20 protein-coding genes are annotated in these 23,707 nt (G+C 36.1%); 8 read left to right on the forward strand and 12 right to left on the reverse strand.

Annotation, left to right across the window (positions count from 1 at the left end):
• Positions 1-18: 18 nt before the first annotated feature.
• The 3 genes from ASU31_RS21825 to ASU31_RS21835 all read right to left on the reverse strand — a co-directional run bounded on the left by ASU31_RS21825 (position 19) and on the right by ASU31_RS21835 (position 5,475).
• Entirely contained in the window at positions 19-3,222 is a 3,204-nt protein-coding gene (locus ASU31_RS21825) for a SusC/RagA family TonB-linked outer membrane protein (protein ID WP_167346227.1), read from the reverse strand.
• Positions 3,223-3,591: 369 nt separating this feature from the next.
• Positions 3,592-4,746, reverse strand: a complete 1,155-nt coding sequence (locus ASU31_RS21830) for a FecR family protein (RefSeq protein ID WP_057934382.1) — start codon at positions 4,744-4,746, stop codon at positions 3,592-3,594.
• 141 nt (positions 4,747-4,887) lie between these two features.
• Positions 4,888-5,475, reverse strand: a complete 588-nt coding sequence (locus tag ASU31_RS21835) for an RNA polymerase sigma factor (protein WP_057934383.1) — start codon at positions 5,473-5,475, stop codon at positions 4,888-4,890.
• A gap of 673 nt (positions 5,476-6,148) precedes the next feature.
• Between ASU31_RS21835 and ASU31_RS21840 the strand changes: the two genes are divergently transcribed.
• A complete protein-coding gene (locus ASU31_RS21840; RefSeq protein WP_057934384.1) occupies positions 6,149-7,165 on the forward strand; it encodes a LacI family DNA-binding transcriptional regulator in 1,017 nt (338 codons plus the stop codon).
• A 21-nt stretch (positions 7,166-7,186) separates the two neighbouring features.
• Here ASU31_RS21840 and ASU31_RS21845 read toward each other — a convergent pair whose 3' ends face one another.
• Positions 7,187-8,122, reverse strand: a complete 936-nt coding sequence (locus ASU31_RS21845; RefSeq protein ID WP_057934385.1) for a helix-turn-helix transcriptional regulator — start codon at positions 8,120-8,122, stop codon at positions 7,187-7,189.
• A gap of 294 nt (positions 8,123-8,416) precedes the next feature.
• On the opposite strand from ASU31_RS21845, the gene ASU31_RS21855 reads away from it, so the two are divergent.
• Genes ASU31_RS21855 through ASU31_RS21870 form a run of 4 tightly spaced genes read left to right on the forward strand, consistent with a single transcriptional unit; the run spans position 8,417 to position 13,011 of the window.
• Entirely contained in the window at positions 8,417-10,489 is a 2,073-nt protein-coding gene (locus ASU31_RS21855; RefSeq protein ID WP_057934387.1) for a TonB-dependent receptor plug domain-containing protein, read from the forward strand.
• Between the two features lie 26 nt (positions 10,490-10,515).
• A complete protein-coding gene (locus ASU31_RS21860) occupies positions 10,516-11,604 on the forward strand; it encodes an HmuY family protein (RefSeq protein WP_057934388.1) in 1,089 nt (362 codons plus the stop codon).
• Positions 11,605-11,642: 38 nt separating this feature from the next.
• Positions 11,643-11,954: a hypothetical protein gene (locus ASU31_RS21865; RefSeq protein ID WP_057934389.1), complete on the forward strand. Its 312-nt coding sequence runs from the start codon at positions 11,643-11,645 to the stop codon at positions 11,952-11,954.
• A gap of 1 nt (position 11,955) precedes the next feature.
• Positions 11,956-13,011: a hypothetical protein gene (locus ASU31_RS21870; protein ID WP_157258183.1), complete on the forward strand. Its 1,056-nt coding sequence runs from the start codon at positions 11,956-11,958 to the stop codon at positions 13,009-13,011.
• Positions 13,012-13,382: 371 nt separating this feature from the next.
• Here ASU31_RS21870 and ASU31_RS21875 read toward each other — a convergent pair whose 3' ends face one another.
• From ASU31_RS21875 to ASU31_RS21890, 4 genes are all read right to left on the reverse strand, one after another.
• The gene (locus ASU31_RS21875; RefSeq protein ID WP_010602585.1) at positions 13,383-13,562 is read right to left on the reverse strand and encodes a hypothetical protein; all 180 of its coding nucleotides are present in this window, start codon (positions 13,560-13,562) and stop codon (positions 13,383-13,385) included.
• A 182-nt stretch (positions 13,563-13,744) separates the two neighbouring features.
• On the reverse strand, positions 13,745-14,329 hold the full coding sequence (locus ASU31_RS21880; protein ID WP_057934391.1) for a biliverdin-producing heme oxygenase: 585 nt from the start codon (positions 14,327-14,329) through the stop codon (positions 13,745-13,747).
• A gap of 74 nt (positions 14,330-14,403) precedes the next feature.
• A complete protein-coding gene (locus ASU31_RS21885; RefSeq protein WP_057934392.1) occupies positions 14,404-14,823 on the reverse strand; it encodes a response regulator in 420 nt (139 codons plus the stop codon).
• Between the two features lies 1 nt (position 14,824).
• The gene (locus ASU31_RS21890) at positions 14,825-17,038 is read right to left on the reverse strand and encodes an ATP-binding protein (protein ID WP_057934393.1); all 2,214 of its coding nucleotides are present in this window, start codon (positions 17,036-17,038) and stop codon (positions 14,825-14,827) included.
• A gap of 144 nt (positions 17,039-17,182) precedes the next feature.
• Here ASU31_RS21890 and ASU31_RS21895 point away from each other — a divergent pair, with 144 nt between their 5' ends.
• On the forward strand, positions 17,183-17,551 hold the full coding sequence (locus tag ASU31_RS21895) for a response regulator transcription factor (RefSeq protein ID WP_057934394.1): 369 nt from the start codon (positions 17,183-17,185) through the stop codon (positions 17,549-17,551).
• 4 nt (positions 17,552-17,555) lie between these two features.
• Here the strand turns inward: ASU31_RS21895 and ASU31_RS21900 are convergent, their stop codons facing one another.
• The 3 genes from ASU31_RS21900 to ASU31_RS21905 are packed head-to-tail and all read right to left on the reverse strand — an operon-like array spanning position 17,556 to position 18,920.
• Positions 17,556-18,362: a mechanosensitive ion channel family protein gene (locus tag ASU31_RS21900; RefSeq protein WP_057934395.1), complete on the reverse strand. Its 807-nt coding sequence runs from the start codon at positions 18,360-18,362 to the stop codon at positions 17,556-17,558.
• Positions 18,363-18,386: 24 nt separating this feature from the next.
• Positions 18,387-18,539 (reverse strand): hypothetical protein, encoded by a 153-nt coding sequence (locus ASU31_RS27595; RefSeq protein ID WP_157258185.1) that lies wholly within the window; start codon positions 18,537-18,539, stop codon positions 18,387-18,389.
• A 12-nt stretch (positions 18,540-18,551) separates the two neighbouring features.
• Positions 18,552-18,920: a SpoIIAA family protein gene (locus tag ASU31_RS21905; protein ID WP_057934396.1), complete on the reverse strand. Its 369-nt coding sequence runs from the start codon at positions 18,918-18,920 to the stop codon at positions 18,552-18,554.
• Positions 18,921-19,060: 140 nt separating this feature from the next.
• Here ASU31_RS21905 and ASU31_RS21910 point away from each other — a divergent pair, with 140 nt between their 5' ends.
• Positions 19,061-20,179 (forward strand): alpha/beta hydrolase, encoded by a 1,119-nt coding sequence (locus ASU31_RS21910; RefSeq protein WP_057934397.1) that lies wholly within the window; start codon positions 19,061-19,063, stop codon positions 20,177-20,179.
• Positions 20,180-20,355: 176 nt separating this feature from the next.
• Here ASU31_RS21910 and ku read toward each other — a convergent pair whose 3' ends face one another.
• Positions 20,356-21,126: a non-homologous end joining protein Ku gene (gene ku / locus ASU31_RS21915; RefSeq protein WP_057934398.1), complete on the reverse strand. Its 771-nt coding sequence runs from the start codon at positions 21,124-21,126 to the stop codon at positions 20,356-20,358.
• A 129-nt stretch (positions 21,127-21,255) separates the two neighbouring features.
• Here ku and ASU31_RS21920 point away from each other — a divergent pair, with 129 nt between their 5' ends.
• Positions 21,256-23,526: a glycosyltransferase gene (locus tag ASU31_RS21920; RefSeq protein WP_057934399.1), complete on the forward strand. Its 2,271-nt coding sequence runs from the start codon at positions 21,256-21,258 to the stop codon at positions 23,524-23,526.
• Positions 23,527-23,707: the final 181 nt, after the last annotated feature.

Here is a 23,707-nt window from a genome sequence, read left to right on the forward strand (position 1 = left end):
CATTAAAACAATAAATAACTAGAAACCTACCTTAACGTTAAATCCTACCATTCTCATTGATGGTGAGTTTAGGTTCTCTGTATCAACATCGGGATCTGAGTATTTGAAATTGGTCCACATAAACAGGTTTTGACCAGTTAAAGAAAAAGACGCGCTCTTTAAACCTAGTTTGGTTGCTGTTTTTGATGATAAGCTATAACCCAGTGAAACTTCACGCAGCTTAACAAACGATTCATTCTGTACCCTTGCATCACCACCACGGTACCATTGTGCATAATCCTGATAACCGATAGGTACATCATTTACGGCATACTTACGGGTATCGCTGGTAATCTGTCCGTATTTATCGTAGGTAACACTACCTGATACCACTTTAACGCCTTGTCCCACATAGTTATTCTGCCCCAGCACAACCTGGTTATAGCGATATTCGTTATCTGTTTCAGGTGCGGTACCAGAATCGAACATTTTGTCATATACATAATTATACATTAGACCGCCAATACGGCCATCGATATTAATACCTAGCGACCATCTTTTATAAGTGAAATTATTGATAAAGCCAAAACTGAAATCGGGTTCGCCGTAACCTAATTTTTTAACATAATCGCTCCAAACCGGATAACCACTTTCGTGAATTACATTACCTTCAGGATCTTTAACCCAGTAGTTGTCGGTATAGGTATCTAACCTTTCTCCTTTTTTTACCCATAAATTATCAGGTGAGTATACCGGATCGAGATTTACATAATAGCGATGCTGGTTAGACCAGTTGATAGTAGAATACCATTCGAAGTCTTTATTCCTGATCACAGATCCATCAACAGTAATTTCAATGCCTCTTCTTTCGTAAGTTTCTTGTGTATTAACCAAAGTAGATGAGAAACCTGATGATGCAGGAATTGAAGTGCTTACCTGCTGGTTATAGTAATATTTATTAAAGTAAGCTACATCAAAATGCAGGCGTTTCTTAAATAAATATCCAGCAGTCCCAATTTCGTATGTTCTTTGTTCGCTTGGCAGCAAGCTGTTACCCAATAACGACGATGGATAGCTTGCAGAATTTAACGTATTCCATGCGGTAGTTGTTGTACCGAAGGTTCTGTTTGTGGCATATACCCCTAAAGCGGTTTTAAATACCGCCCACGAACCGCGGATTTTAAACATATCGATTACCTTAGGCAGTTTCACCAATTCTGAAACTACGATACTTGAACCAATGGATGGATAAAAATAAGATCGTGATGCTTTTGGTTGAGCAGAATTCCAGTCATTCCTTCCCGTAAAATCAAGGAAAATAGCATCATTATAGCCAATAGAAGCCCTGCCGTACAAACTGTTGATCTGCCTGGTACTATACCCTTGCGATACTGTAGGTGGCTCTACAGAACCAGCTAACGAATAAAAAGTTGGTGAAATTAATCCGTTTTTAGTTGTTCCACTTAATGATTCGTCAACGAAATAGTAAACTGTTCCACCTGCTAAAGCGTCGATAGTAAATCTGTTCAGTTTCTTTTTGTAGCTCAGAATCACATCATCATTGGTACTAAACCCTTTAGCATCCTGGATAGAATACATACCTTTAGCATTCCATCCGCTACCATTAACCGCGCCGCCGCGGGTAGAATATATATTGGCAGTAGGATTACGGAAAGTGGTTTTATTGTTATAATTATCGTATCCTAAACGCACTAATAAATTAAAATCTTTATTAATTTGGTAATTAGCCGTAACATTGGCATTTACGGTATTGTTTTGGATACCGTTTAATTTTTCGTTAGCAATTAAATACGGGTTATCATACCAGTTGGTATACATCCAGTTTTGTGTTTTATAAGGCACTTTCCAGTAGTCTTTATAGTCGCGGATATCGTATTCGGTACCCGTCCACATAATTAACTGGTACAAATAGCCCTGGTTATTATAACCACCGCCCCAAATCTGATCGGCCCATCGGCGGCTTACCCCCATGTGTCCTTCCAGTTTAAATTTATCGCTAAGCTTCATCTCTCCCGACATGGTTAAATTTATCATGTTCAGGTTCTGATTCGGAAACTGTCCTTTATTATAAATATCGTTTAAGCCGATTCTGAAACTTCCATTTTCGCCGGTTTGGGCAATACTTACATTATTATTTAAGATAATACCTGTAGAAGTAAAATTCTTCAGGTTGTCTTTTCCTTTCGATACCAAAAGCATGTTATCTTCAAACTGCTTGGTAATGGGGTTCCAATCTCTGGCCGTTTTACCAATATCCAGCTTAGGGCCCCAAACATAATCGTTATCAATTACTCCGTTCTGCCCTCTGCCATAGGAGCTTTGTACTTCGGGTATGGCCAGAAAACCCAATGATGCCATGGTATTGCTGTTCAATTCGATAGATAAGCCTTTACCAGCCGCACCTTTTTTAGTCGTAATTAAAAGTACACCACCAGATGCCCTTGAGCCATACAATGCAGAGGCTGTAGGGCCTTTAAGTATATCCATACTTTCAATATCATCTGTAGGCACATCTCTTAATGTCATGTTGCCATAAGGCACACCATCAATAACAAGCAAAGCACCCTCCCCACGTAACTCGATGGTTGGCCTGGCGTTAAATTCGGTTGAGTTTTTAATCACTAAACCAGAAACCCTGCCAGTTAGTGAGGTAGCCACATCTACACCTTTAACAGTTTGTAAATCTTTACCGGCCACTTTTTGTACCGCATAACCCAACGACTTTTCAGAACGTTTTATACCCAAAGCAGTAACCACTACATCAGTTAGTTCGGTTGTGGTAGCTTGCAAAGAAATACTATAATCCCGCTTACTGTCTATGGTAATTTCTCTGGTAGTGTAACCAATAAAAGAGACGATTAGTGTTGTGCCAATATTGGCGTTAATGGAAAAATAACCATTAGCATTAGTCGTGGTTACCGTTTTTGTTTCCTTGACCATTATACTTGCCCCAACAATCGGCTGGCCATTTTCATCCAGAACTTTGCCACTGATGGTTTCAAAGAAGGGATTTGATATCAGCTCGCTTTTTTTTCTGAGTACGATTGTTTTATCAAATATTTTATATGTCAATAACTGATTTTTAAAGCATAAATTCAGGACCTGCTCAAGGGGTACATTTTTAACATCAATACTTACATTGTGGGCATTTTGCAGTTCAAGGTTATCGTAAAGAAAAACATATTCAGTTTGTTTCTCTATTGATTTAAATATCACTTCCATCGAAACATTTTTTTGTCTCAATGTGATGTTCTGACTATAAACACTTGCGCTTACCTGGCATAGGCACGCGAATAAAAATAGTGCGGTTAGCTTCATCACCAATATTAATTGTGTGGGCTTACGCCGGATTAATGATCCGGGCGCAAAAAAAATACTAAAATTCATGATTGAATTTGGGTTTAAAATATAATTGCTTAGATAACTTATTGTGCCCCTGCCGCAGAATAGCTGGCGCAGGCAGTCAATTTCCATATCGTAAATAAAGTGGTACGAACACTTTACATTGTCCTGTAGAGGAAATTGAAGTCGAATGGTTTAGAGTATTATATCTTCATATGCTGCGTTTATAGTTTGACTTGGTTTGGTTATTTATTTAGGGTTTACTGTAATCTGATTGTACTCTACCTTACAATGGATGCCACTGTAAGCCAGCATTTCGATCAATTTTGCCACGTTTACATTTCTAGGTATTTTCCCGGTGTATTGTTTTGCCGGAATTTTGCCGTTATAGATAACGTTGGCATCATACCAACGCGAAATCTGACGCATTACTGCCGGGAGATCCGATTTTTCAAACTGGAAATAGCCATTCTTCCAGGCAATTACAGCCTCCAGATCTTCTATTTCACTCACATTAATCCCATCCACTTTACCGTTAAAGCTCGCTTGTTGGCCAGGTTTCAGGAGTGCTTTTTTATCACCGTGTTTAATTTCTACACTGCCTTCGAGTAAGGTAGTACGCTCATATGCTTCATCAGCATAAGTATTCACGTTAAAATGAGTACCCAGCACTTTGATATCAGATTGATCCGTATGAACAATAAATGGTTTGATCTTATTCTTAGCCACTTCGAAATATACCTCGCCAGTAACCTCCACCTTGCGTTCGTTGCCCACAAAAGCAGTAGGGAATTTAACCGAAGAGCTAGCATTTAACCATACTTCAGTACCATCAACCAAAATTAAATGGTATTGGCCACCCCGAGGGGTGCTTACCGTATTAATGGCTCCCGCTTTCGCATTTGAATTACCTGTAAACCGGTAAAGCAATTCGCCACTTTTTGTTTTAATTACTTCAACACCCGATTGGTTTGCTAATTGTCCATCTGAAGTTTTATTGAGGATGATTTGAGAGCCATCGGCCAGTAACAATACCGCATTATTGCCACCTGGAACAATTGTTTTTTTATTTGTTTTAGTAGATGTGGTTAAAACGGCAGAACGATCTGATTTGCTAAAATAAATATAACTACCTGCAATCAGAGCGATTAAAATAACTGCAGCTTTAAAAAACAGTGTATAATTTAATTTGATCTGCTTGGTTTTTGTTGTTGCTTTATTTGCTATGCGTGAAGAAACCTGGCTAAAAATTTGTTTTTTTACTTCGGTATCTTCAAACTGGTTTTGGTTCAAATCTGCACCATTGATACGTTCATACCATTCCTCTACCAGCTTTTTTTCCTCTGGTGTAGCAGTTTGGCTATTGTACTTTCCGATTAAATATTTGATTTCGTTGGTATTCAAAATAGTGGCCTTTATAGATATATACGGTTACCATGCAAAAAGTACCATGGCATTTAATTTTTTTTATAATAAATTGAAAAACCTTCCTGAAAGGTTAACAGATATACAAATTATCGGTATAGTGAAGTAATCTGGAAGGAATTATAAGTGTTTAGCAATAAACAATGCCAGTAAGGCCAAAGAAGAATCGTAGTTTTTAATCTTTGTACGTAAACGTTGATAAGCCATTTGTAGCTGGTTTTTTACCGTTTGTTCAGATAATGACAAATCTTCAGCTATTTGCTTAATAGAGAGGTCATCTTCTTTTTTAAGCATATAAATTTCTTTCATCCTGATTGGCATCCGAGCTACTTCAATATCGATAATTGCTTTTAGCTCTTTCTCGAGGAGCGTGTTCTGCGAATGTACATCCGATGGGCTTGCACTTGATGTTACACTTAAGGCATACCTTAAACGGATCTCGTCTTTCTCGTAAAGTTTTAAAATTTTGTTACGGAGAATGGCAAAAAGATAAGCCAATACACTACGTTCGGCGTCTAAAAGCTCTATTTTATCCCAAAGACTAACAAATACATCCTGCACAAGGTCTTGCGCAAGATCATTGCAATGGACCTTTTTGTAGGCCTGTTTATAAAGCGCATTCCAATAAGCATCGAACACCAGGCCAAATGCCTTTGCTTTGTTCAATTTTACAATAAGAAAAAAATTACTTTCTAATTCTTCGTACATATGCACAATTAGGGGAATGACTATTAGGTTTTAAAGAATGTCAAAGAAAGAACTTCCTTTATTAACCTAATGTTAAATTTAATAAAATATTTAATATCATTTATGTAAAGTGAATTTGCTAAAAGTTAAAGGGAGGCTTTTTTAAATAAAAATTTATGGTTGTTCGGCGAAACAAACGTTATATGCTTAGTCTTTTTTGTGTTGTTGTTTATTTGGTTAAAAGTGCACTAAAAATATAAAGTATTTTACAATTGCCGGGAACAAATAGGCTGTTAAAAAATGCGCAAATTTTATACCTTTGGAAAAGGGTTAAACATATAGCTTAGATAACTTTTGTGCCTGCTTGCAGGAAAATAACCCAATTTGGCGAGGAGTGGTACGAACACTTCTCGTCTTTTTTGTTTAAATACCCCTCCAAATTGAGGGGTACCATTGTTAATCATTGGGTTATAATTTATGATTGTATATCAATTTTGTTTTTTAAGGAGCTAAAATTGCTTTCTATTTATAATTTTTCTATTATTATTTTTTAGAACGTATGGCCTTTAGCTTTTCCGAAAGTATTGATATTTATATGGCAGAGGAAAGAAATGAGAAAAAAAAACAGCGCAAACGTTTGATTAATTTTGTATTATTACATATTGAAGAAATTTAATGTAGTTTAGCACTCAGAATGCAGTCGAAACCAACAACCATCAAAGAAATAGCCAGAATCTTAAACATTTCTCCATCTAGTGTTTCCAGGGGATTGCACGATCATCCGAGCATTGGAGCGGTAACCAGAGAGAAAATTAAGCAGCTGGCGAAGTCTCTAAACTATGAGCCTAATAATGCGGCAATTCTTTTTCAAAAAGGGAAAACATATACTATTGGCGTAATTTTACCTGAACTATCAGAACACTTTTTCTCAATTGCTATTTCTGCAATTGAAGATGAAGCCATCAAGAAAAACTATACGGTTATTTTTGCGCAGTCGCACGATAATTATGAGCAGGAAGTAAAGCTCGTTGAAAAAATGAAAAATCAGCGTGTTGATGGTTTATTGGTATCCATCAGTAAAGGCACTTCAAAGTTTGATCATTTCGAGAAACTCAATTCATTCAATATACCTGTCGTATTTTTTGACCGGATACCTCCTTTTAAAAACGTGCATTACGTAGCGTGTAGCTTAGAGAGTGCAACAATTAAAGCTGTGAACTATCTTTTAAAAAAAGGACATAGAAGTATTGGAATGATTAATGGGCCAAGTACCTTATACGCAAGTGAGGAACGTAAAGATGGCTATATGCAGGCGATTACTTTTAACCGCTTAAAATTTGATCCCTCGTTGGTGGTGAACTGCGATTTAACTGAAGAAGGTACCATCGACGCTGCCAATCAATTTTTAAATCATAAACGTAAGCCTACAGCAATTGTGGCCTTTAACGATTATGTAGCACTCTTCCTGATTAAATATTTCAAAAAACTGAATGTAATTAATGATTTTGACATAGTGAGTTATGCAAATCTGCCCATTATCAGCTATTTGGATAATTCGCCAGTAGCTTCAGTTGAACAATACCCGTATTTGCAGGGACAAAAAGCAGCTAATATTCTGTTAGATCTTATTCATAGCCCTAATTCTGAAAACCAGGCTTACTACAACACGATTGTAGAGTCTGATTTGATTGTAAACGAGGTAAAAGAATAAACAAACGTTTGCGCTGAATTTCTAGTTTTTGTTTAAACTTCCAGGTAAAATATTAAACTGTTTTTTAAAAGCAGTGATAAAATGTTGTGCATTTTTATAACCTACAAGGAAGGCAACTTCATTAACCGCTTTCTTTTCCTTGGATAGAAAATAATACGCCTTTTCCATCCTGATTTTATATAAATAGCCAAACACGGTATAACCGGTTAGTTCCTTAAATCCTCTTTTAAGTTTATAGTCATTAATCCCAGCCTTACGCGAAAGTTCCATTAGCGAATTAGGCCTCTGCAAATCATGCTCTACCAATTGTTTGGCCAACAGAATCTTTTCTATATCCTCCTTTTTTAAAACGCGTGTTTGTTTCTCTGGTTTTTGATTAAAATAGGCAATAATCAACTCAAATATTCTGGCTTCTAGGAATAGACGTTTTACCCTGCCCTCGTGTTTAGGATAAATAATCTGCTGCAGTATCAACCCGATTTCCGGGCTGATGGACTTTTGGATTCCGGTTTTGATATCGTTACCAAGTTCTCCTCCTGTTACCTGCTTAAAATAATCTTCTGTGAGCTGTATATAAAGATATGTGGTTTTCTCTGTTATATTAAATTTGATCGAATTAACGCCGCCTGCATTAAAATTCTGCTCGTTTTTAGCCAATGATAATAAATTATCCCGCTGATGGTTATAATAATAGTTAATCACACCGCTCAGACAAAATAGAAAGCCGATATGTTGCTGAGAAGATTCAAAGCAAAAACTCTCTTCCTGATTCGGATGGATCTCAAAAATGCCAATGTGGATCCCCCTAAACCACATTTCTTTTATATGGTACTTTACATCATTCTCATCTAATGTTACAACTGCCTCATCTATGTCGTTTATGCTTTCAAAATTATCAGGATAGGTATTTTTATAAATGATATTTCCTTTAGGATAGGTGGAGAGTTTAATTGTCATCTGTATAAAATTATTAATTTATTGCTCAGTGTTTTCAATGGCATTTTTCTCTTGAATTTATTTTCTCAATGGTGTTCAAGAGAACGCTTCGCTTAGTTAATGAGCTTGCAAAAGCCTGTTTTTTTAAAGGTGCCGAAGCGCTCATGATTTTATTCATCCCATTGTGTGATTTGAAAAATTGTGATATACCATATTCATTTAATCCGTTTGGCGGTATTAATTATCCGTTTAGCGTTATCTGTTTTTTCTGATTATCTACAAATTTGCACAATTATTTATAATTAGTCTAAATAAATGAAGATATATTTATCAATTGCCTTATCACTTTGTGGATTTGTTACTGTGGCTCAAGAAATTAAAGTTGATACTACAAAGGCAAATGATTTAAAAGATGTAGTGGTTACGGGGCAATATGGACCGAAAAGCTTGAGGAACTCGGTATACAATGTAAAAACAATAAATGCAGAGCGGATTAAGCTAAGAGCAGCAACCAACGTGCAGCAGATTTTAAATACCGAACTCGGTTTCCGTTTTACCAACGATTTAACTTTAGGTACAACCGATGTTTCTCTAATGGGGATGACTGGCCGAAATATTAAAATTTTATTGGATGGTGTACCGATGGTAGACCGATCTGATGCCCGCGAAAGTTTAAACCAAATCGACATTAACACCATTGAAAGGATAGAAATTGTAGAAGGTCCGATGTCTGTTGTGTATGGCACCGATGCGCTGGCCGGAGTAATTAATATTATAACCAAAAATCCCGGAAAGCAATTGTTAAGCGTTAATGCACGTGTACAGGAAGAAAGTGCTGGAAAAGAATATAACCTACTCAACGGTGCAGGTCAGCATAATCAGAATCTAAGTATGAGTTGGCAGCAAAAAGGCTGGAGTGTTTTGCTTGGTGCATCACATAACGATTTCGGTGGCTGGAATATGGCTCCGAAAACAGCATTTTTAGAAGAATTTAATAGCTATAAAAATCAATGGAAGCCTAAAGAGCAATGGCTTGGTAATACTAAAATCAGCTATAGAAACCAAAATTTTAGTATATGGTATCGCTTAGATGGGCTAAATGAGGATATCGATTCGCGTTTTGGTATAAATCCATCAAGTTTCGAAGGGAAGCTATCTACCTATACCACCAAACGTTATACGCAACAATTACAATCTGAATGGAGGGTAAATGATAAATTACAGGTCACAGCTATAGGAGGTTACACCGATTTACAACGATCAACCCATACCGTTATCCATAATTTTACAAACAATACAGAACGATTAAGTGACGATAAGGGCGAACAAGATATAGCAAAATTCAACTCAACTATTTTTAGGGCCACTGCAATTTACACCTTAAATAAGTCAGTTTCATTTCAGCCTGGCATCGAATACAACAGAGATGCAGCTAGCGGACAGAGAATTAATGGATCACCTGTAATTAATGATTATGCTGCGTTTATTTCTGCCGAAATTAAATTTGCTGGTGGAATAAGTGTGAGGCCAGGATTGAGGTTTATAAAAAACTCCATTTACGATGCCCCTCCTGTAATTCCATCAATAAATACGAAGTTTACTTTAACCAAAGATTTAGATCTTCGATTGGCTTACGCTAAAGGTTTTCGTTCTCCGGCATTGAGGGAATTATATTACGATTTTGTAGATGCCAGTCATAATATTTTAGGTAACCCCAATTTAAAAGCCGAAGAATCAAACAGTTTTAATGGTTCCTTGGCCTGGGCCGGTATACATGAAAAAGATCTGCAGTTCAGTTCTACCCTATCGGGTTTCTACAATTTGTTTAAAAACAGGATTAATTTTGCTCAGTCACCTACAGATAATTCCATAACCTCACTATTTAATGTAGATAAGTATAAAACGACAGGCGCTACGTTAGACAATACATTGATTTATAAAAATATTCAGGCCACACTTGGTGTATCATATATCGGCCGTTACAATGATTTAAGAGTAAGCAATCCAGACTTGGAAACTCCTGAATTTGCATGGGCTACGGAAGTAAACTCGAATATAACTTATACTCTTCCTAAAATAAATGGGAGTATCAGCATCTTTTATAAATATACGGGGAGCTTGCCAAACTATAAACTTACTGTAGAAAACGATCCCAACTCAGTAAAACTGACAAAAATTGGCGATTTCCATACTGCAGATTTAATGCTGAACAAAAATCTATTTAAATCTTTAACCATTAATGCAGGTATTAAAAACCTCTTTAATGTTACACAATTAAGCAACACTTCAACCGCAACTGGTGGAGCACACAGCACAGGGGGCGATGTTCCGTATAGTTATGGTCGATCGTACGTGCTTGGGCTAACCTATAACTGGAATAAATTTTAACAATAAACAAAATTAATTATAATAACATGAATAAACTGAACTCATTAATCGCTATCGCGTTTTTAACCACAACATTTACGGCCTGTAAAAAAAATACAGAAGAACCTATTTTTGTTGCTCCGCCATCTGATGGAAGTACTTTAACCCTTAACGGATTAATTAGTGCTGAAGCAGGAAGCGCCGCAGGAAATAGTGTCTATGTAGATTTTAGTGCTGATAAACAAACTTCGGTAGCAAGATCTTCTTGGGATTTAGGTTTTTACAGTGGTGCTGATTTTAGAGTTATTTTAAATAATACTACGAGTGCTGGAGCAAAAGTAATTTCTACAGCCAATGTGAGTCTGTCAACAGTTAGTGAGGCTGATACTTTAGGTTTAACCCTTGCCGTTAGCCAAGCTAACCCATTGCCTGCTCATTTTGCTTTTTTTGATGCAATTGATGGGAATCTTTCTAATACCGTAATTCCTGCAGTTTCAGCTACTGCTTCAGATAATAAAGTAATTATTTTAAACCGTGGTACAGGTGGTGGTATTGCTGCAAGATCATGGATCAAACTTAAAGTAACAAGAAACGCTTCTGGAGGTTATACTTTGCAATATGGCAAAATCAAAGAAACTACAAATTTTACGACTGTTGAGATTCCAAAAGATGGAAACTTTAATTTCAAATTTGTATCACTTACAAATGGTGCCACGGTAAATGTGGAACCTGAAAAAACAAACTGGGACTTGGTATGGACATATTCTGTTTATCAAACAGCATTTGCTAATGCATTAGTTCCCTACAATTTTTCTGATTTAGTTTTCACCAATAAACTAGCAGGTGTTACTACCGCACAAATCGACACAAAAAAGACTTCAAAAACTTATGCTACCTTTTCAGAGTCAGATATCACAAGTGCTACTTTTTTGGCTGACAGGGATGTTATCGGATCTAATTGGAGGATCTCTCCTGATAGAAATGGTGCTGGCGGCACTGTTGATTCGAACCTTTTTTATGTAATTAAAGATGGTTCAGGAAATATATACAAGTTAAAATTTGTAAGCTATATTTCGAGTGATGGTGGTACACGTGGTAAACCAGTAATCGAATATAAATTGGTGAAAAAAGGATAAAATAAAAATAAATTAAATAATAAATTACTAATCTATCTATGAAATCTAAATTAAAATTGCCCATTAAACAAATGGGAGCCGCTGCTTTATTAGTCAGCATGACTTTTACAGGATGCAAAAAGGATGAAACCAAAATTGAACCAGCTATTCAGACTAAGAAAATATCTGAAGCTGAATTCTCAAAACTTCTTCAATATATCTCTATAACCACGAATGCACCAAAGGATCAGATTTTATTTGATGAAAAAAAACAAGAATTCGTTGTTTACGGATGGTTTCATAAAAGTTTAACAAATGCACAGTCGGAGCATGATAGTGCAAATGAGTACATCGCTACCTATGAAAAGTAATATGAAAAAGCAGCTATTTATTTTATTGGCTTTCATAGTGTTGGCTTTAACATCAAATGCGCAGGTTACTTTGCAAACATTTCAAATTGGACAAAATTATCTCCAAAGCAGTAATACGCTTAAAGTGCCCAATACTGCAGTCGCCACCCCATTTAAATTTACAATTGTTACTAAAAGAAGTATAGCTTCTTCTGGTGGATTTGTTTCAGGTAATTGTAAGATTTCCCTATATTATACTGAAAATCAGAGTAGTGATTCAAATATCCCAGATGATCCTTCGACGGTTTTATTAAAAGAAGCAAGTATTACATCTTCCAATTATAAAGATGACTTTGCCACTTTAAAAGATTTAGATACTTCACTACCAATCAACAAAAAAGATGGCAAAATAATTCTAAGATTTGAATTTCTTGATAATGGAAATGTAAATCGCATAAGTTATTCAACGACTCGATATGGCATATATGTTGTGCCACCCCCAGTTGTCGTTACAATTACTAATAATGTAATTAGTCTTTATAATAATGGGGTAAACTACCCGAGTACTATTGGTTCAAAACCAATTGTAAGCCCAAGTGATTATTACAGTGAATCATATGAAATTAAAAATGCCAATGGAATTTTCGAAACAGCATTAGAAAATGGTTATATTATTTCCGGGGATGAAGTAAATGGTGGATATATTACTGGCATAATGGCAAATACCACCGGAGGAACCTATAGGAGGGTTATAATTACGAGATCTGGTGCTCGCAGCTACAGTAATGAAATTATTGTTCCCCCAAGTCCAACAGCAACACCAAATACATATACCGTAACTAAAACGGAAGTATTTGATAGTAATGGACTGCTGACAGGCAATAAGATAAAGATAATTCTAGATCATCCGGATCCCAATATTAGATTTAGAGCATTAATTTTTGGAACAGAGGACCCGCAAAACACTCCGATCAATAGCAATTATGAGTTTTTCATTCCCTATATTGATACAATTGTAGTGGCTGGTTTAACTTCTAATGCTGGTAGTAATTTGTCTATTACACCAACTTGGAAATAAATTATTTTTTAGTTACAGAAGATAATCAATAAAAAAATATGTTTTGTTAGTTGGATACAGGCTCTCCGCGATGGGGAGCCTTATCTTTTTATGGAGGGTATAAGTCTTAAGCGCCATGTTGATCCGATAGCTATCGGATTTGTTTTATAAGCAGAAATAGTATTTTCAATTGCTTTGTAACTACTCCGTGGTCAGCATCTATCATGCTAAAAGAAGACCCTAAAATAAGTTCAGGGTGACGATGCGAGTAGCTGCAAGACTTACGAAGTTTTACACACATCGCATTTAGACTTCGTAAGTCTAACTAGCATTATAAACGCAAAAAGGGCCCCGGCATACCAGAACCCTTTTTGTTTCTTACTCGCGAAATATTATTTTCCAGAGTTTTTCTTGTCAGTTACTTCTGCACGGATTTCTTGTGCTAAAACTTTAAGATCTTGCATTGCTTTACGCACACGAGTACCAGCAGCTGCATTGCCAGCATTATAAAATTTTTCTACATCTGCTTCAATAGCAGCAACAGCAGCTTTAACTTTTGAGAATTTTTCCATCGCTAATTGATGTTTTTAAGGTTTAAAAAATTTATTTTTTCAATAATACATATTTACCTTGAATTAACAACAGAAAGCAAATATTTATTTGAAAGAAGTTTTGCACATTTACACAATCAAAAAAATGCCCTGGCACTATTATAGAGGTATTTTTTCGGATTTTGAGATCAAAATCTGGTAACTTAATTCAGTTGTTTCGATAAGTTGATGAGGTTATTGAAGGTTAAATTGGCGCTATTTATACAGTGTTTATAATCTGCCTCAGCAACCGCTTGGTTTATTACAGAGACAAATATTTTCCATTTTGCACTCAGCTCATCGCCGTAAACACCATAATAATTTAGGCCTCCTTCCTGGTCTTTAAAATTTGGATTGGCTAAAATATGCCTTTTAATAACGTTTCCGCCCAATGTAGCCCCTTCTAACACATAAAGCGCACCTAAAACTTCAGCAGTATTTTTTTCTGGAACAAACAGTTCAAAATCTAAACCGGGCAATGTTAAACTATCTATATTCCAATATTTTAAGTCTTCTTCCAAAGCAGTGAGTTTCAATCTGCTTTTCATTTCCAATTGCTCGGCAATAGCTGCATCCAGCATATTGGCGAGCGTATTCTCTAATTTCTGGTGAATAATATAATTAATGGTCAACAGCTTTTTATACTGTTCAATGCTTAAAGAATTGTTCATAATCTCATTCACAAACATTAAGGATTCTAATGTTTTGTGCTTTTCTGCTGTTTCAGTTCTCAATAAATTGGCAATCATATCAGGGAGTTTAATTATTAAAAAGAAAAGATCCGGATTTAATACCCGGATCTCTCCATATGTTTTTATGAAATTTAATTTAACCTCAAATGTTGGTTAAACCAAAAATCGTGTACAGAATGCACGCATTTAAGCAGGTTCTCATAACCATCGGGTTTGGTAAGATAGGCATTGGCACCAAACTCTATTGATGCTTTTACATCGTCAGGATTATCTGATGTAGAGAATAAGATTACGGGTATCGTTTTAAGATAAGGAATATCCCGTATAAATTTTAACAGATCTAGTCCCGATAAGCCAGGCAGATTCAAATCAAGCAAAATTAATTTAGGCTTGGTTTTACTTTCAGCAAAATGCTGAAGTTTTTGTAATGCTTCCGCCCCATCTTCAATTATAGTTAAATTAAGGGTATCCTTAACCTCTTGTACAGCACTTTGCATAAAAAATGCATAGTCCATATCATCCTCAACATAAAATATATCTGGTGTTTTCATTTTATCTGTTTTTAAAAGCTACAAAAAAGGTAGATCCTACATTTAACTTACTCTCAAACCAAACCCTACCATTATGTTTTTCTACAACTCTTTTTACAATTGCTAGTCCCACTCCTGTTCCTTCTATATCCTTAACATTGTCCATACGCTTAAAAAGCTCAAAAACCCTGTCGTAATAGCGGTTGTCTATTCCTATTCCATTATCTTTAACTGCATAGATGGTCTCTCCTCCATCAATATAAGCTGAAACCTCTACTTTGGGTTTATCTACCATGGCAGAGTATTTTACCGCATTACCAATCAAGTTTGTGAAAACCTGCGCTATCATGGTCTTATCTCCTTTTATGTTTGGGAGTTGCCCCAAAACTAATTCAGTACGGTCTGCTTTAAAGGCCGACCACACTTCACTTCTTATTTCTTTTAACAGCGATTCTATATCAACTGTTTCAAAATTTATTTCAGAACGGCCAACTCTTGCTAAATTTAGGATCTCTTTAATTAAGAAATTCATTTTATCAGCGCCTATTAAAATCCTACTCAACATTTTTTTGCCATTTTCATCAATGCTCTTATTTTTAAGCATAAGCTCAGCATAAGTTTTTATCGAAGTTAATGGTGTTCTTAAATCGTGCGAAACCGTATAGCTAAACGTATCTAATTCTTCATAAGCCGCCTGTAGCTTTTCGTTAAGGAGCCTAATTTCGTTGGCCTTTTTATTGATGTCGGTAATAATAATTTCACGTATCCTTAAAACGGAAGCAATTTCTTCAGCCATCCATTTTTCAGATGTATTATTAACTACCTGTGACCAGATTTCGAAAGACTTACGGGGAGATAGGCTTAACAAGCCATTTTCTGAAGGAACTACAGCTTTTTCAGGGTTTCCAGCCCAATTCACAGTGGTAATGATTTCGGGTTTAAACCAGATGATCATTTCGCCCATTTCTTTATTGAGCATACAAGAAAGAAGTCCGGAGGCTATTGACTTGTATTTTTTAGCTGGAGAATGGATTTCAGACAACCGATGGGTATAATATATCGATTCATCATTGGTTGTTTTTAACCATTCAACGAGTTCTATTATTTCTTCTTCTGATGGTACATTTCCAATAGTTTTAAGTTCGTTTTCGAAAATAATGGCCACACCCGAAGCTTTGGTTGCATCTAAAATGGTTCTTTTGTGAGTAGTTATGGCCTCAACTAAATACTTATCACGGTTTAAATGTTCTAAAAGAACATTGGCAGTACTTTTAAACTGCTCAATAACCTCTGCATCTTCTTCTTCCTGGCGGTATTCTAATGCTGAGGAAAGGATCTGTCCGATTAACTTAGCACCTTCTCTGGCTTTATAGTCTATAAACTTAGGACTATAGTTATGGCAGGCTATTAACCCCCATAATTCGCCGTGAGCGATTAAGGATATACTAAAACTCGAATGAACACCCATATTCTTGAGATATTGAATATGTATAGGCGATACGGCGCGTAAGCCACCATTGGTTAAATCGAGCGCTTCGTTTTCTTTAAAAGTTAGAATTGGCGAATCAGTTTTGTTTACATCGGCAATTAACCTGGTCAGATTTAGTTTATAAAGCACCCGGGCCTGTTTAGGAATATCAGATGCGGGGTAATGCAACCCAAAAAATGGTTCTAAATCTGCTTCTTTTTCTTCTGCTACAACTTCGCCATGACCGTCATCTAAAAATTTATAGATCATAATCCGATCGTAATTGATGAGTTTTTTTACTTCTTGAGCAGCACCTTTTAACAAAGCTGAAATACTTTTTCCCTGAAGCATTGAAGAGGCAGAACGGCCTATAGAACTCTGAATGTCGAATTGTAAGGTTACTGGTTCAAATTCCAATAACCACTCACTTTCTGATGAAGAAATAATCAGATAAAAAGAAAGGCCATTAATTTCAACAGGATGGGGACTAATTGCATCAAAGCTTTTACGGATAATACCTAGCTTAATCAGCTCTTCGATATGAAACGCTGGATCTTGTTGTTCAATAAATTGGTTTAAGACCGAAAGTTGTTTGTTTAATAGGTTTTTAGCTTCTTCCGCTAAAAACACTGCTACATTTTCACTGATGTAGGTAATGGATAGGCTGTTCTTATCAACTGCTATTAAAAAGCCATGTGATTGAATTTTACCAGGAATATGAATGGGTTCTTTATCGCAGTTGCTTAGGTCAACAGAAAATTTAGTCATATGTATTTTAATCTTGCGGCATATTTAATTTCACGAATTAACAAATATTAATCCTCTTTTTAGAATCTCTCTATTTTGGTAAATTCGGTTTTGAGATTTATTTTTTATTATATATTTGTTTGAAATTTAAAAATCATCTCAACTTTGGCAAAGAAGAATATTTTGGTTATTGAAGATAACCATGCAATCCTTGATGTTATAACCCTTATTTTAGAAAGCGAAGCTTTTAACGTTGATGGACTAAACAAAGGTGCTGATTTTATTGACCATGTTCAGAATTTTAATCCAGATGTAATAATTATGGATATTATGCTCCCTGACGCTGACGGAAGGCTACTTTTAAAAGAACTTAAAGCTACCGCAGCTACACAACATATTCCCGTTTTAATGATTTCGGCCCGTTATAATGCCAACAACTATACTTTAGATGGAATAGAAGCTGATGACTTTATGGCCAAGCCATTTAATATCGACGAATTGATGGACAAGATTTATGCTTTGCTGAGAAAATAGCTTTTTACTCGTCCATACCAGGTAATTTTATTCCTCCCAGTTTTAGGTTTTTCATCAGCACTTCCAAAAAAGAAAGTTTAGTATCTGTAAAACCATGTGCTTTAACCCAAACATTTAAACTTACTTTAAATCCACTATCTTCTAAAGCAGACACACCAATTCGCCTTTCGGGTGTTTTGAGACAATCTTTAAATTCATCGACAGTTTTATTGAAAACATTTACGATCTGTTCATAATCGATACCATAGCTAAACTTCATTTCAATATCCAACCTCCTGCTGCCTTCTCTGCTGATATTGATAATCACTTCGTTTGATAATTTGCCATTTGGAATAACTACCGTTCTGTTATCGAATGTTTTAACAATAGTATAAAATATCTGGATCGATGTTACGGTCCCTTCCTGACTTTGTGCAATGATATTATCGCCAACAACGAAAGGTTTTAACAGTAAAATCAATACACCACTGGCAAAATTTTGTAGTGTACCCGATAAAGCCAAACCTGCCGCAACGCCAATACCACCAATAAGTACCGTCAAAAAAGTAAGCTGAATGCCAATAATCTGCATTACGGTAAGTACCAGTAAAACCCTTAAGGTAATGAGTATTAAACTGGTTAAAAATGGCCGCAGTGACGGATTTATATCTTTACGGTGCATACCACCCTGCATCCATCTTCCCAGTAGCTTAATTAGCCATAAGCCTAAAATAAGTAGTACTATGCCTAAAATTACAGATGGTCCTTTATCAATTATCCAATCGTAGGCCTTATCGTAAAAATGCTCGATATTACTGACATCAGTCTTCATAAACTAGGATTTTGCTTCTAATTATTAAGATTTTTTATGTTTAACGTGAGCATCTTTAGTTACATTTACTTTTTTTGCATCTTTGGCTGATGTTACTTTATCATCAGCACCTTTAGCTTTTGCATTTTTCGGTGCGGTAGCCTTGCTACTTTCTGCCGGTGTTTTAGAATTTTTCATCTTTTTTAATCGTTAATCTTCAGCATTGAGCCAGGCCTTTGCCTCTTCTATCTCTTCGGGTTTAAAGCCTTTAGATTTACCTGGCGTAGCCACTGTGAAAATATCGGTAAACCACTCTACTCCTTTTTCGGCGCTTACCACGGCTATTTTTTTCCATTTGGTGAAATTTTCCAAACCCGCTTTAACATCCTGTACCCAGGCACCCGCAGTAAAGTTTTTTACATCAGTTTCTAAAACGAGCAGATACCTGATTTCCTTAAATCGCTCAGCGGTTCTTTTCAAACCTGTTAATAAAACACTCTTTACATCATCGCTTGTCACTTCTCCGGTAGCCCTTACGCCAAAAATATGATCTGGTAGTCCTGTTATTTCTGTTAGCATAATTATTTCATTTATTTAAGAACACACTAATTCACCAAGATGTTTGCCATTTAAATAAATTAGGAAAAGTTGAGTGGCAACAAAAACACTATCTTACTGATACTGTTATACAAACTATATTTATAAAATAAAATAATCTTATGAAAACTAACTGGTTAAAACCTGCTTCATTTATTTGTGCTGTAGCTGTTTTTATTGCTGCTTGTACAGGCGGAACAAAAACGACTACTATTACAGATTCGACCATAACCGACTCTACATCAACAACAGTATTAAAACCTGCCGGACCTCCTCCCGAGTGGGGAAAAACAATAAAGCCAGAAATGCAGGCTGTAATAGAAAAATTAAATAGCTATGGAGATAAGCCTTTAGAAACTTTAAGTGCTGCCGATGCACGCAAAAATCATACACCAACCGATGCGGTAACGGATTTGGCAAAACAAAACAATATAACGGTGCCAGCTGCAAAAGTAGATACCATAGGGAAAGATATTGATGTTAGCGGAGGCAAAATCCATCTGCGTATTTATACACCAAAAGCAGGCAGCGGGCCTTATCCATTAATTGTTTATTACCACGGTGGTGGTTTCGTTATTGCCAATTTAGATGTTTATAATGCATCTGCACAGGCTTTGGCCGAGCAGGTTAGTGCAATTGTGGTTTCTGTAGCTTACCGCTTAGCACCCGAAAATAAGTTCCCAACTGCACATAACGATGCTTTTACAGCTTACGAATGGGCCATTAAAAATGCGGTAGATTTAAAAGCCGATCCAGCTAAAATTGCAGTTGTTGGCGAAAGTGCAGGTGGAAATTTAGCAGCAAATGTATCTATTATGGCCAGAGACAAACACATTATGCTTCCTGTGCACCAGGTTTTGATCTATCCCATTGCTCAGGCAGATATGAACACCGAATCTTATAAAATGTATGAAAAAGCAAAACCGCTGAACAAGGCAATGATGGGCTGGTTTACAGAGAAATATCTAACTACAATGATTGAAGCGCAGGACCCTAAAATATCATTGGTTAATGCCAATTTAAATGGACTTCCGTCAACAACTATTATTACAGCTGAAATAGATCCTTTACATGATGATGGTGTAATACTCGCTAATAAATTGAAAGCTGCCGGGATAAAAGTTGACAGTAAAAATTATGAAGGCGTAACACATGAATTTTTTGGTATGGCACTGCTTGTACCAGAAGCGAAAGCGGCCCAGGCTTATTCCGCTGATCAATTGAAAGCTGCTTTTAAATAAGCGTTTTAACCACAGATGGGCATAGATAAACACGGATATTCGTATCTGTGTCTAATCCTTTATATCTGTGGTTAAATTATTTTTCGAATTTGCCTAACTACTACATTGCCTCAAGCCCCAGATGTATTTCTGGTTGTAGTACAACCCTGCCACATTACACTAACCGCTAAACCTAACTATGCTCCTTTCTTCGAACCCAAACTCTGCATCAATTGATCATAAAGATCATCGCTTGTAGCTTTTTGTGGTTTCATCTTTTTAACCGTTGCCCGTTTGCCTTTAGACTTTGCTTTGATAATCTTCAATAATTCGCTACTGTAATCATCTTTAAAGGCGCTTAAGTCGAATTTGGAACTGTATTGTTTAATCAGGGCCAAGCCCACATCCATTTCTTTTTTGGTGATGGTAATATCATCAACCTTATTAATTTCTGATAAACTCCTTATTTCCTGCTCAAACCTGATTTTAGTAATCACAATTACATGCTCCATGGGATGGATAACACAAAGATTTTCTGTATTCCGCAGTACAAATCTGGCCACTCCGGCCTTACCCGATTTCTCTAAGGCCTTTAGCAATAATCCATAAGCTTTCTTGCCCTGCTTTTCAGGCTCGGTGTAATAAGAAGTTTCATAATAAATAGGATTAATCTCTTTTATATCAACAAAGTTCTCTAATTCAATAATTTTGGTTTTTTCTGGTGCAGCCTCTTCAAAATCGTGTTTGTCTAGCACAACATACCTGTCTTTTAAAAAATAGCCTCTAACAATCTTCTCATAAGGCACTTCTTTATGGGTGTTTTCATTCACCCTTAAAAATTTAATCTTTGCGTGATCACGCTCATCGAGCATATCTAAATCGAGATTACTATTCTGGACAGCAGAAAACAACTTAATTGGAATGTTCACCAAACCAAATCCAATAGAACCTTTCCATATTGATCTCATAGTTAAATATTTACTTACTAACAAGTGTCCAAATCAGATTGTTTTGGCTTTATTAAGCGTAAATTGAGGAAATCACAAACTATTTAGATAATACAATGTTATTTAAGTATCAACCCTATTTGAATACATATGAAAATCGCCTACATTTCAACCTATCCTCCTCGTGAATGCGGTTTAGCTACATTTAATCAAAATTTGGTTAATGCCCTAAGTTTAAATCCTGCTTATAATTCACAGAAAAGCTTTGTTGTTGCATTAAATGAATCGGATGATGTTAATGAACACGATTACCCGAACGAAGTGAAATTCGTTATCCGTCAGCAAAATCAAAAAGATTATATTGATGCTGCAGATTTTATCAATAACAGTGATATAGATAGTTGTATTATTGAACATGAATTCGGTATATATGGTGGCAACAGCGGCGTATTCTTATTGTCCTTAATCAATAGATTAAAAAAACCATTCATTACCATTTTGCATACGGTTTTAAAAGAACCGAATTTTATGCAACAGACCATTATTAAAGAGATTGCAGTTAAATCATCTAAAGTAGTGGTGATGAGCAAAAAAGCAGTCATGTTTTTGACCAGTATTTACCAAATTCCTAAGGCTTCAATCAAATTAATCGAGCATGGTGTTCCAGATCTGGAACCTGTACCCAACAACGAAATTGTGCAGAGTGCGCTTTTTACCGATCGAAAGGTGCTTTTTACTTTTGGATTAATTAGCAGAAATAAAGGTTTAGAAACCGTAATCAAAGCTTTGCCAGAAATTGTCGCTCAACATCCAGATGTTTTATATGTGATTCTTGGCAATACTCATCCTGGCGTAGTAAAACATAATGGCGAAGAATATCGCGATAGTTTGAAAGCGTTGGCAAAAGATTTAGGCGTAGAAAACAATATTGCTTTCGTTAATAAATTTGTATCTGAGGAAGAATTGCACCAGTATTTAACAGCATGTTATTTATACATCACGCCTTATTTAAATGAAGCGCAGATAACCAGCGGCACTTTATCATATGCTATTGGTGCTGGCGCAGCAGTAGTTTCTACTCCATATTGGCATGCCCAAGAGCTTTTAGCTGATAATAGAGGCAAATTATTTGATTTCAAAAATGATGCGCAACTGGCAACCATTGTTAATGAACTATTAAGTGATAAGGATAAATATCAAAAACTAAAGCAAAATGCTTACGAATATGGCTTAAATCTTCGTTGGCCAGCTATCGGAAGTGTTTATCTTAATGTGTTAAATGAGGCTTTGGCCAATGGAAAAAGACCCGAAAGAGTTACGCCTCCTATTATCGATGTAGAAGGCATGCCAGCGCTTAACCTAGATCATATTTCATTATTAACAGATGATACCGGAATAATTCAGCATGCCCGTTTTGGCATTCCAAATCTGAAAGAAGGATATTGCATTGATGATAATGCGAGGGCATTAATTATGGCATTAATGGCTATCGAGCAGGATAAAAATCCTAAAGCTTTAAAATTCATGCCTGTTTATCTCAGCTTCATCCAATATATGCAAACCGATGACGGGAATTTTAGGAATTTCTTGAGCTTTAACCGCAATTATTTGGATGAAATAGGTTCAGAAGATTCTTTTGGCCGTACCATCTGGTCATTAGGTTATTTAGTTTGCAGTGCACCCAACAATTCTTACCGTGAATTTGGCAGGGAATTATTTTCGCATGCTATTCCGCATTTTAAAGAATTAAAATATCTCCGTGGAAGAGCAAATACGATTATTGGTCTATCCTATTACTTGTGTGCACATCCTGGTGATGAGTTAATCACAAAAGAAATCAATATGTTGGCCAATTCATTAACGGCATCATATCAAGACAATAAAGATGGCGATTGGCATTGGTTTGAAGATATCCTTACATACGATAATGCAATTCTTCCCTTGGCTTTGCTTCATCATTACGAAGTTACGGGGAATACAACATCTTATAAAATTGCGATGGAAAGCATTGAGTTTTTAAATAGCTTCTCTTTCGAAAATGGATATCTAAATCCGGTTGGAAATGCCGGATGGATGAAAAAGCATGGTAAAAATCCTATCTATGATCAACAGGCTATAGAAACGATGGCCATGGTTTTACTCTATGCTAAAACATTCGAGGTTACTAAGGATGACAAATATTTAAATCTAATGCACATTAGCTATGAGTGGTTTTTAGGGAAAAACAGCCTGCATATTCCTTTATACGATTTTGAAACACATGGGTGTGCAGATGGACTACAGTATAACAGTGTGAACAGGAATCAGGGTGCTGAAAGTACATTGGCCTATTTCATCTCCCATTTGGCCATATTAAAGGCCGCAGAAGCAGAATATGAAACGTTGTCGTCTCCCTTGGTGGAGGCAGATAAATGTAGTTAGAAATTAATTTGTCTGGGAAAGATAAAAAGGCTGATTCAGAAATGAATCGGCCTTTTTTATGTTGTTTGAAGAATAAGTCGAGACGATCGTCACCCTGACCTGTAGCGGAATGCTACGGAGATAATTTATTCAGGTCGAATCAGGCTTTCGATATAGATACTGAAACAAGTTCAGCAGGACG

Source organism: Pedobacter ginsenosidimutans (genome assembly GCF_001442625.1).
Lineage (GTDB): Bacteria > Bacteroidota > Bacteroidia > Sphingobacteriales > Sphingobacteriaceae > Pedobacter > Pedobacter ginsenosidimutans.

What these genes read in the sequence shown, in the direction of transcription:
- ASU31_RS21835 (WP_057934383.1), bottom strand. Translation starts at nt 5,475, where the DNA reads ATGTACGAAGAATTAGAAAGTAATTTTTTTCTTATTGTAAAATTGAAC.
- ASU31_RS21860 (WP_057934388.1), top strand. Translation starts at nt 10,516, where the DNA reads ATGAATAAACTGAACTCATTAATCGCTATCGCGTTTTTAACCACAACA.
- ASU31_RS21870 (WP_157258183.1), top strand. Translation starts at nt 11,956, where the DNA reads ATGAAAAAGCAGCTATTTATTTTATTGGCTTTCATAGTGTTGGCTTTA.
- ASU31_RS21885 (WP_057934392.1), bottom strand. Translation starts at nt 14,823, where the DNA reads ATGAAAACACCAGATATATTTTATGTTGAGGATGATATGGACTATGCA.
- ASU31_RS21900 (WP_057934395.1), bottom strand. Translation starts at nt 18,362, where the DNA reads ATGAAGACTGATGTCAGTAATATCGAGCATTTTTACGATAAGGCCTAC.
- ASU31_RS27595 (WP_157258185.1), bottom strand. Translation starts at nt 18,539, where the DNA reads ATGAAAAATTCTAAAACACCGGCAGAAAGTAGCAAGGCTACCGCACCG.
- ASU31_RS21855 (WP_057934387.1), top strand. Translation starts at nt 8,417, where the DNA reads ATGAAGATATATTTATCAATTGCCTTATCACTTTGTGGATTTGTTACT.
- ASU31_RS21890 (WP_057934393.1), bottom strand. Translation starts at nt 17,038, where the DNA reads ATGACTAAATTTTCTGTTGACCTAAGCAACTGCGATAAAGAACCCATT.
- ASU31_RS21865 (WP_057934389.1), top strand. Translation starts at nt 11,643, where the DNA reads ATGAAATCTAAATTAAAATTGCCCATTAAACAAATGGGAGCCGCTGCT.
- ASU31_RS21825 (WP_167346227.1), bottom strand. Translation starts at nt 3,222, where the DNA reads ATGGAAGTGATATTTAAATCAATAGAGAAACAAACTGAATATGTTTTT.
- ASU31_RS21875 (WP_010602585.1), bottom strand. Translation starts at nt 13,562, where the DNA reads ATGGAAAAATTCTCAAAAGTTAAAGCTGCTGTTGCTGCTATTGAAGCA.
- ASU31_RS21905 (WP_057934396.1), bottom strand. Translation starts at nt 18,920, where the DNA reads ATGCTAACAGAAATAACAGGACTACCAGATCATATTTTTGGCGTAAGG.
- ASU31_RS21920 (WP_057934399.1), top strand. Translation starts at nt 21,256, where the DNA reads ATGAAAATCGCCTACATTTCAACCTATCCTCCTCGTGAATGCGGTTTA.
- ASU31_RS21880 (WP_057934391.1), bottom strand. Translation starts at nt 14,329, where the DNA reads ATGATTGCCAATTTATTGAGAACTGAAACAGCAGAAAAGCACAAAACA.
- ASU31_RS21845 (WP_057934385.1), bottom strand. Translation starts at nt 8,122, where the DNA reads ATGACAATTAAACTCTCCACCTATCCTAAAGGAAATATCATTTATAAA.
- ku (WP_057934398.1), bottom strand. Translation starts at nt 21,126, where the DNA reads ATGAGATCAATATGGAAAGGTTCTATTGGATTTGGTTTGGTGAACATT.
- ASU31_RS21840 (WP_057934384.1), top strand. Translation starts at nt 6,149, where the DNA reads ATGCAGTCGAAACCAACAACCATCAAAGAAATAGCCAGAATCTTAAAC.
- ASU31_RS21910 (WP_057934397.1), top strand. Translation starts at nt 19,061, where the DNA reads ATGAAAACTAACTGGTTAAAACCTGCTTCATTTATTTGTGCTGTAGCT.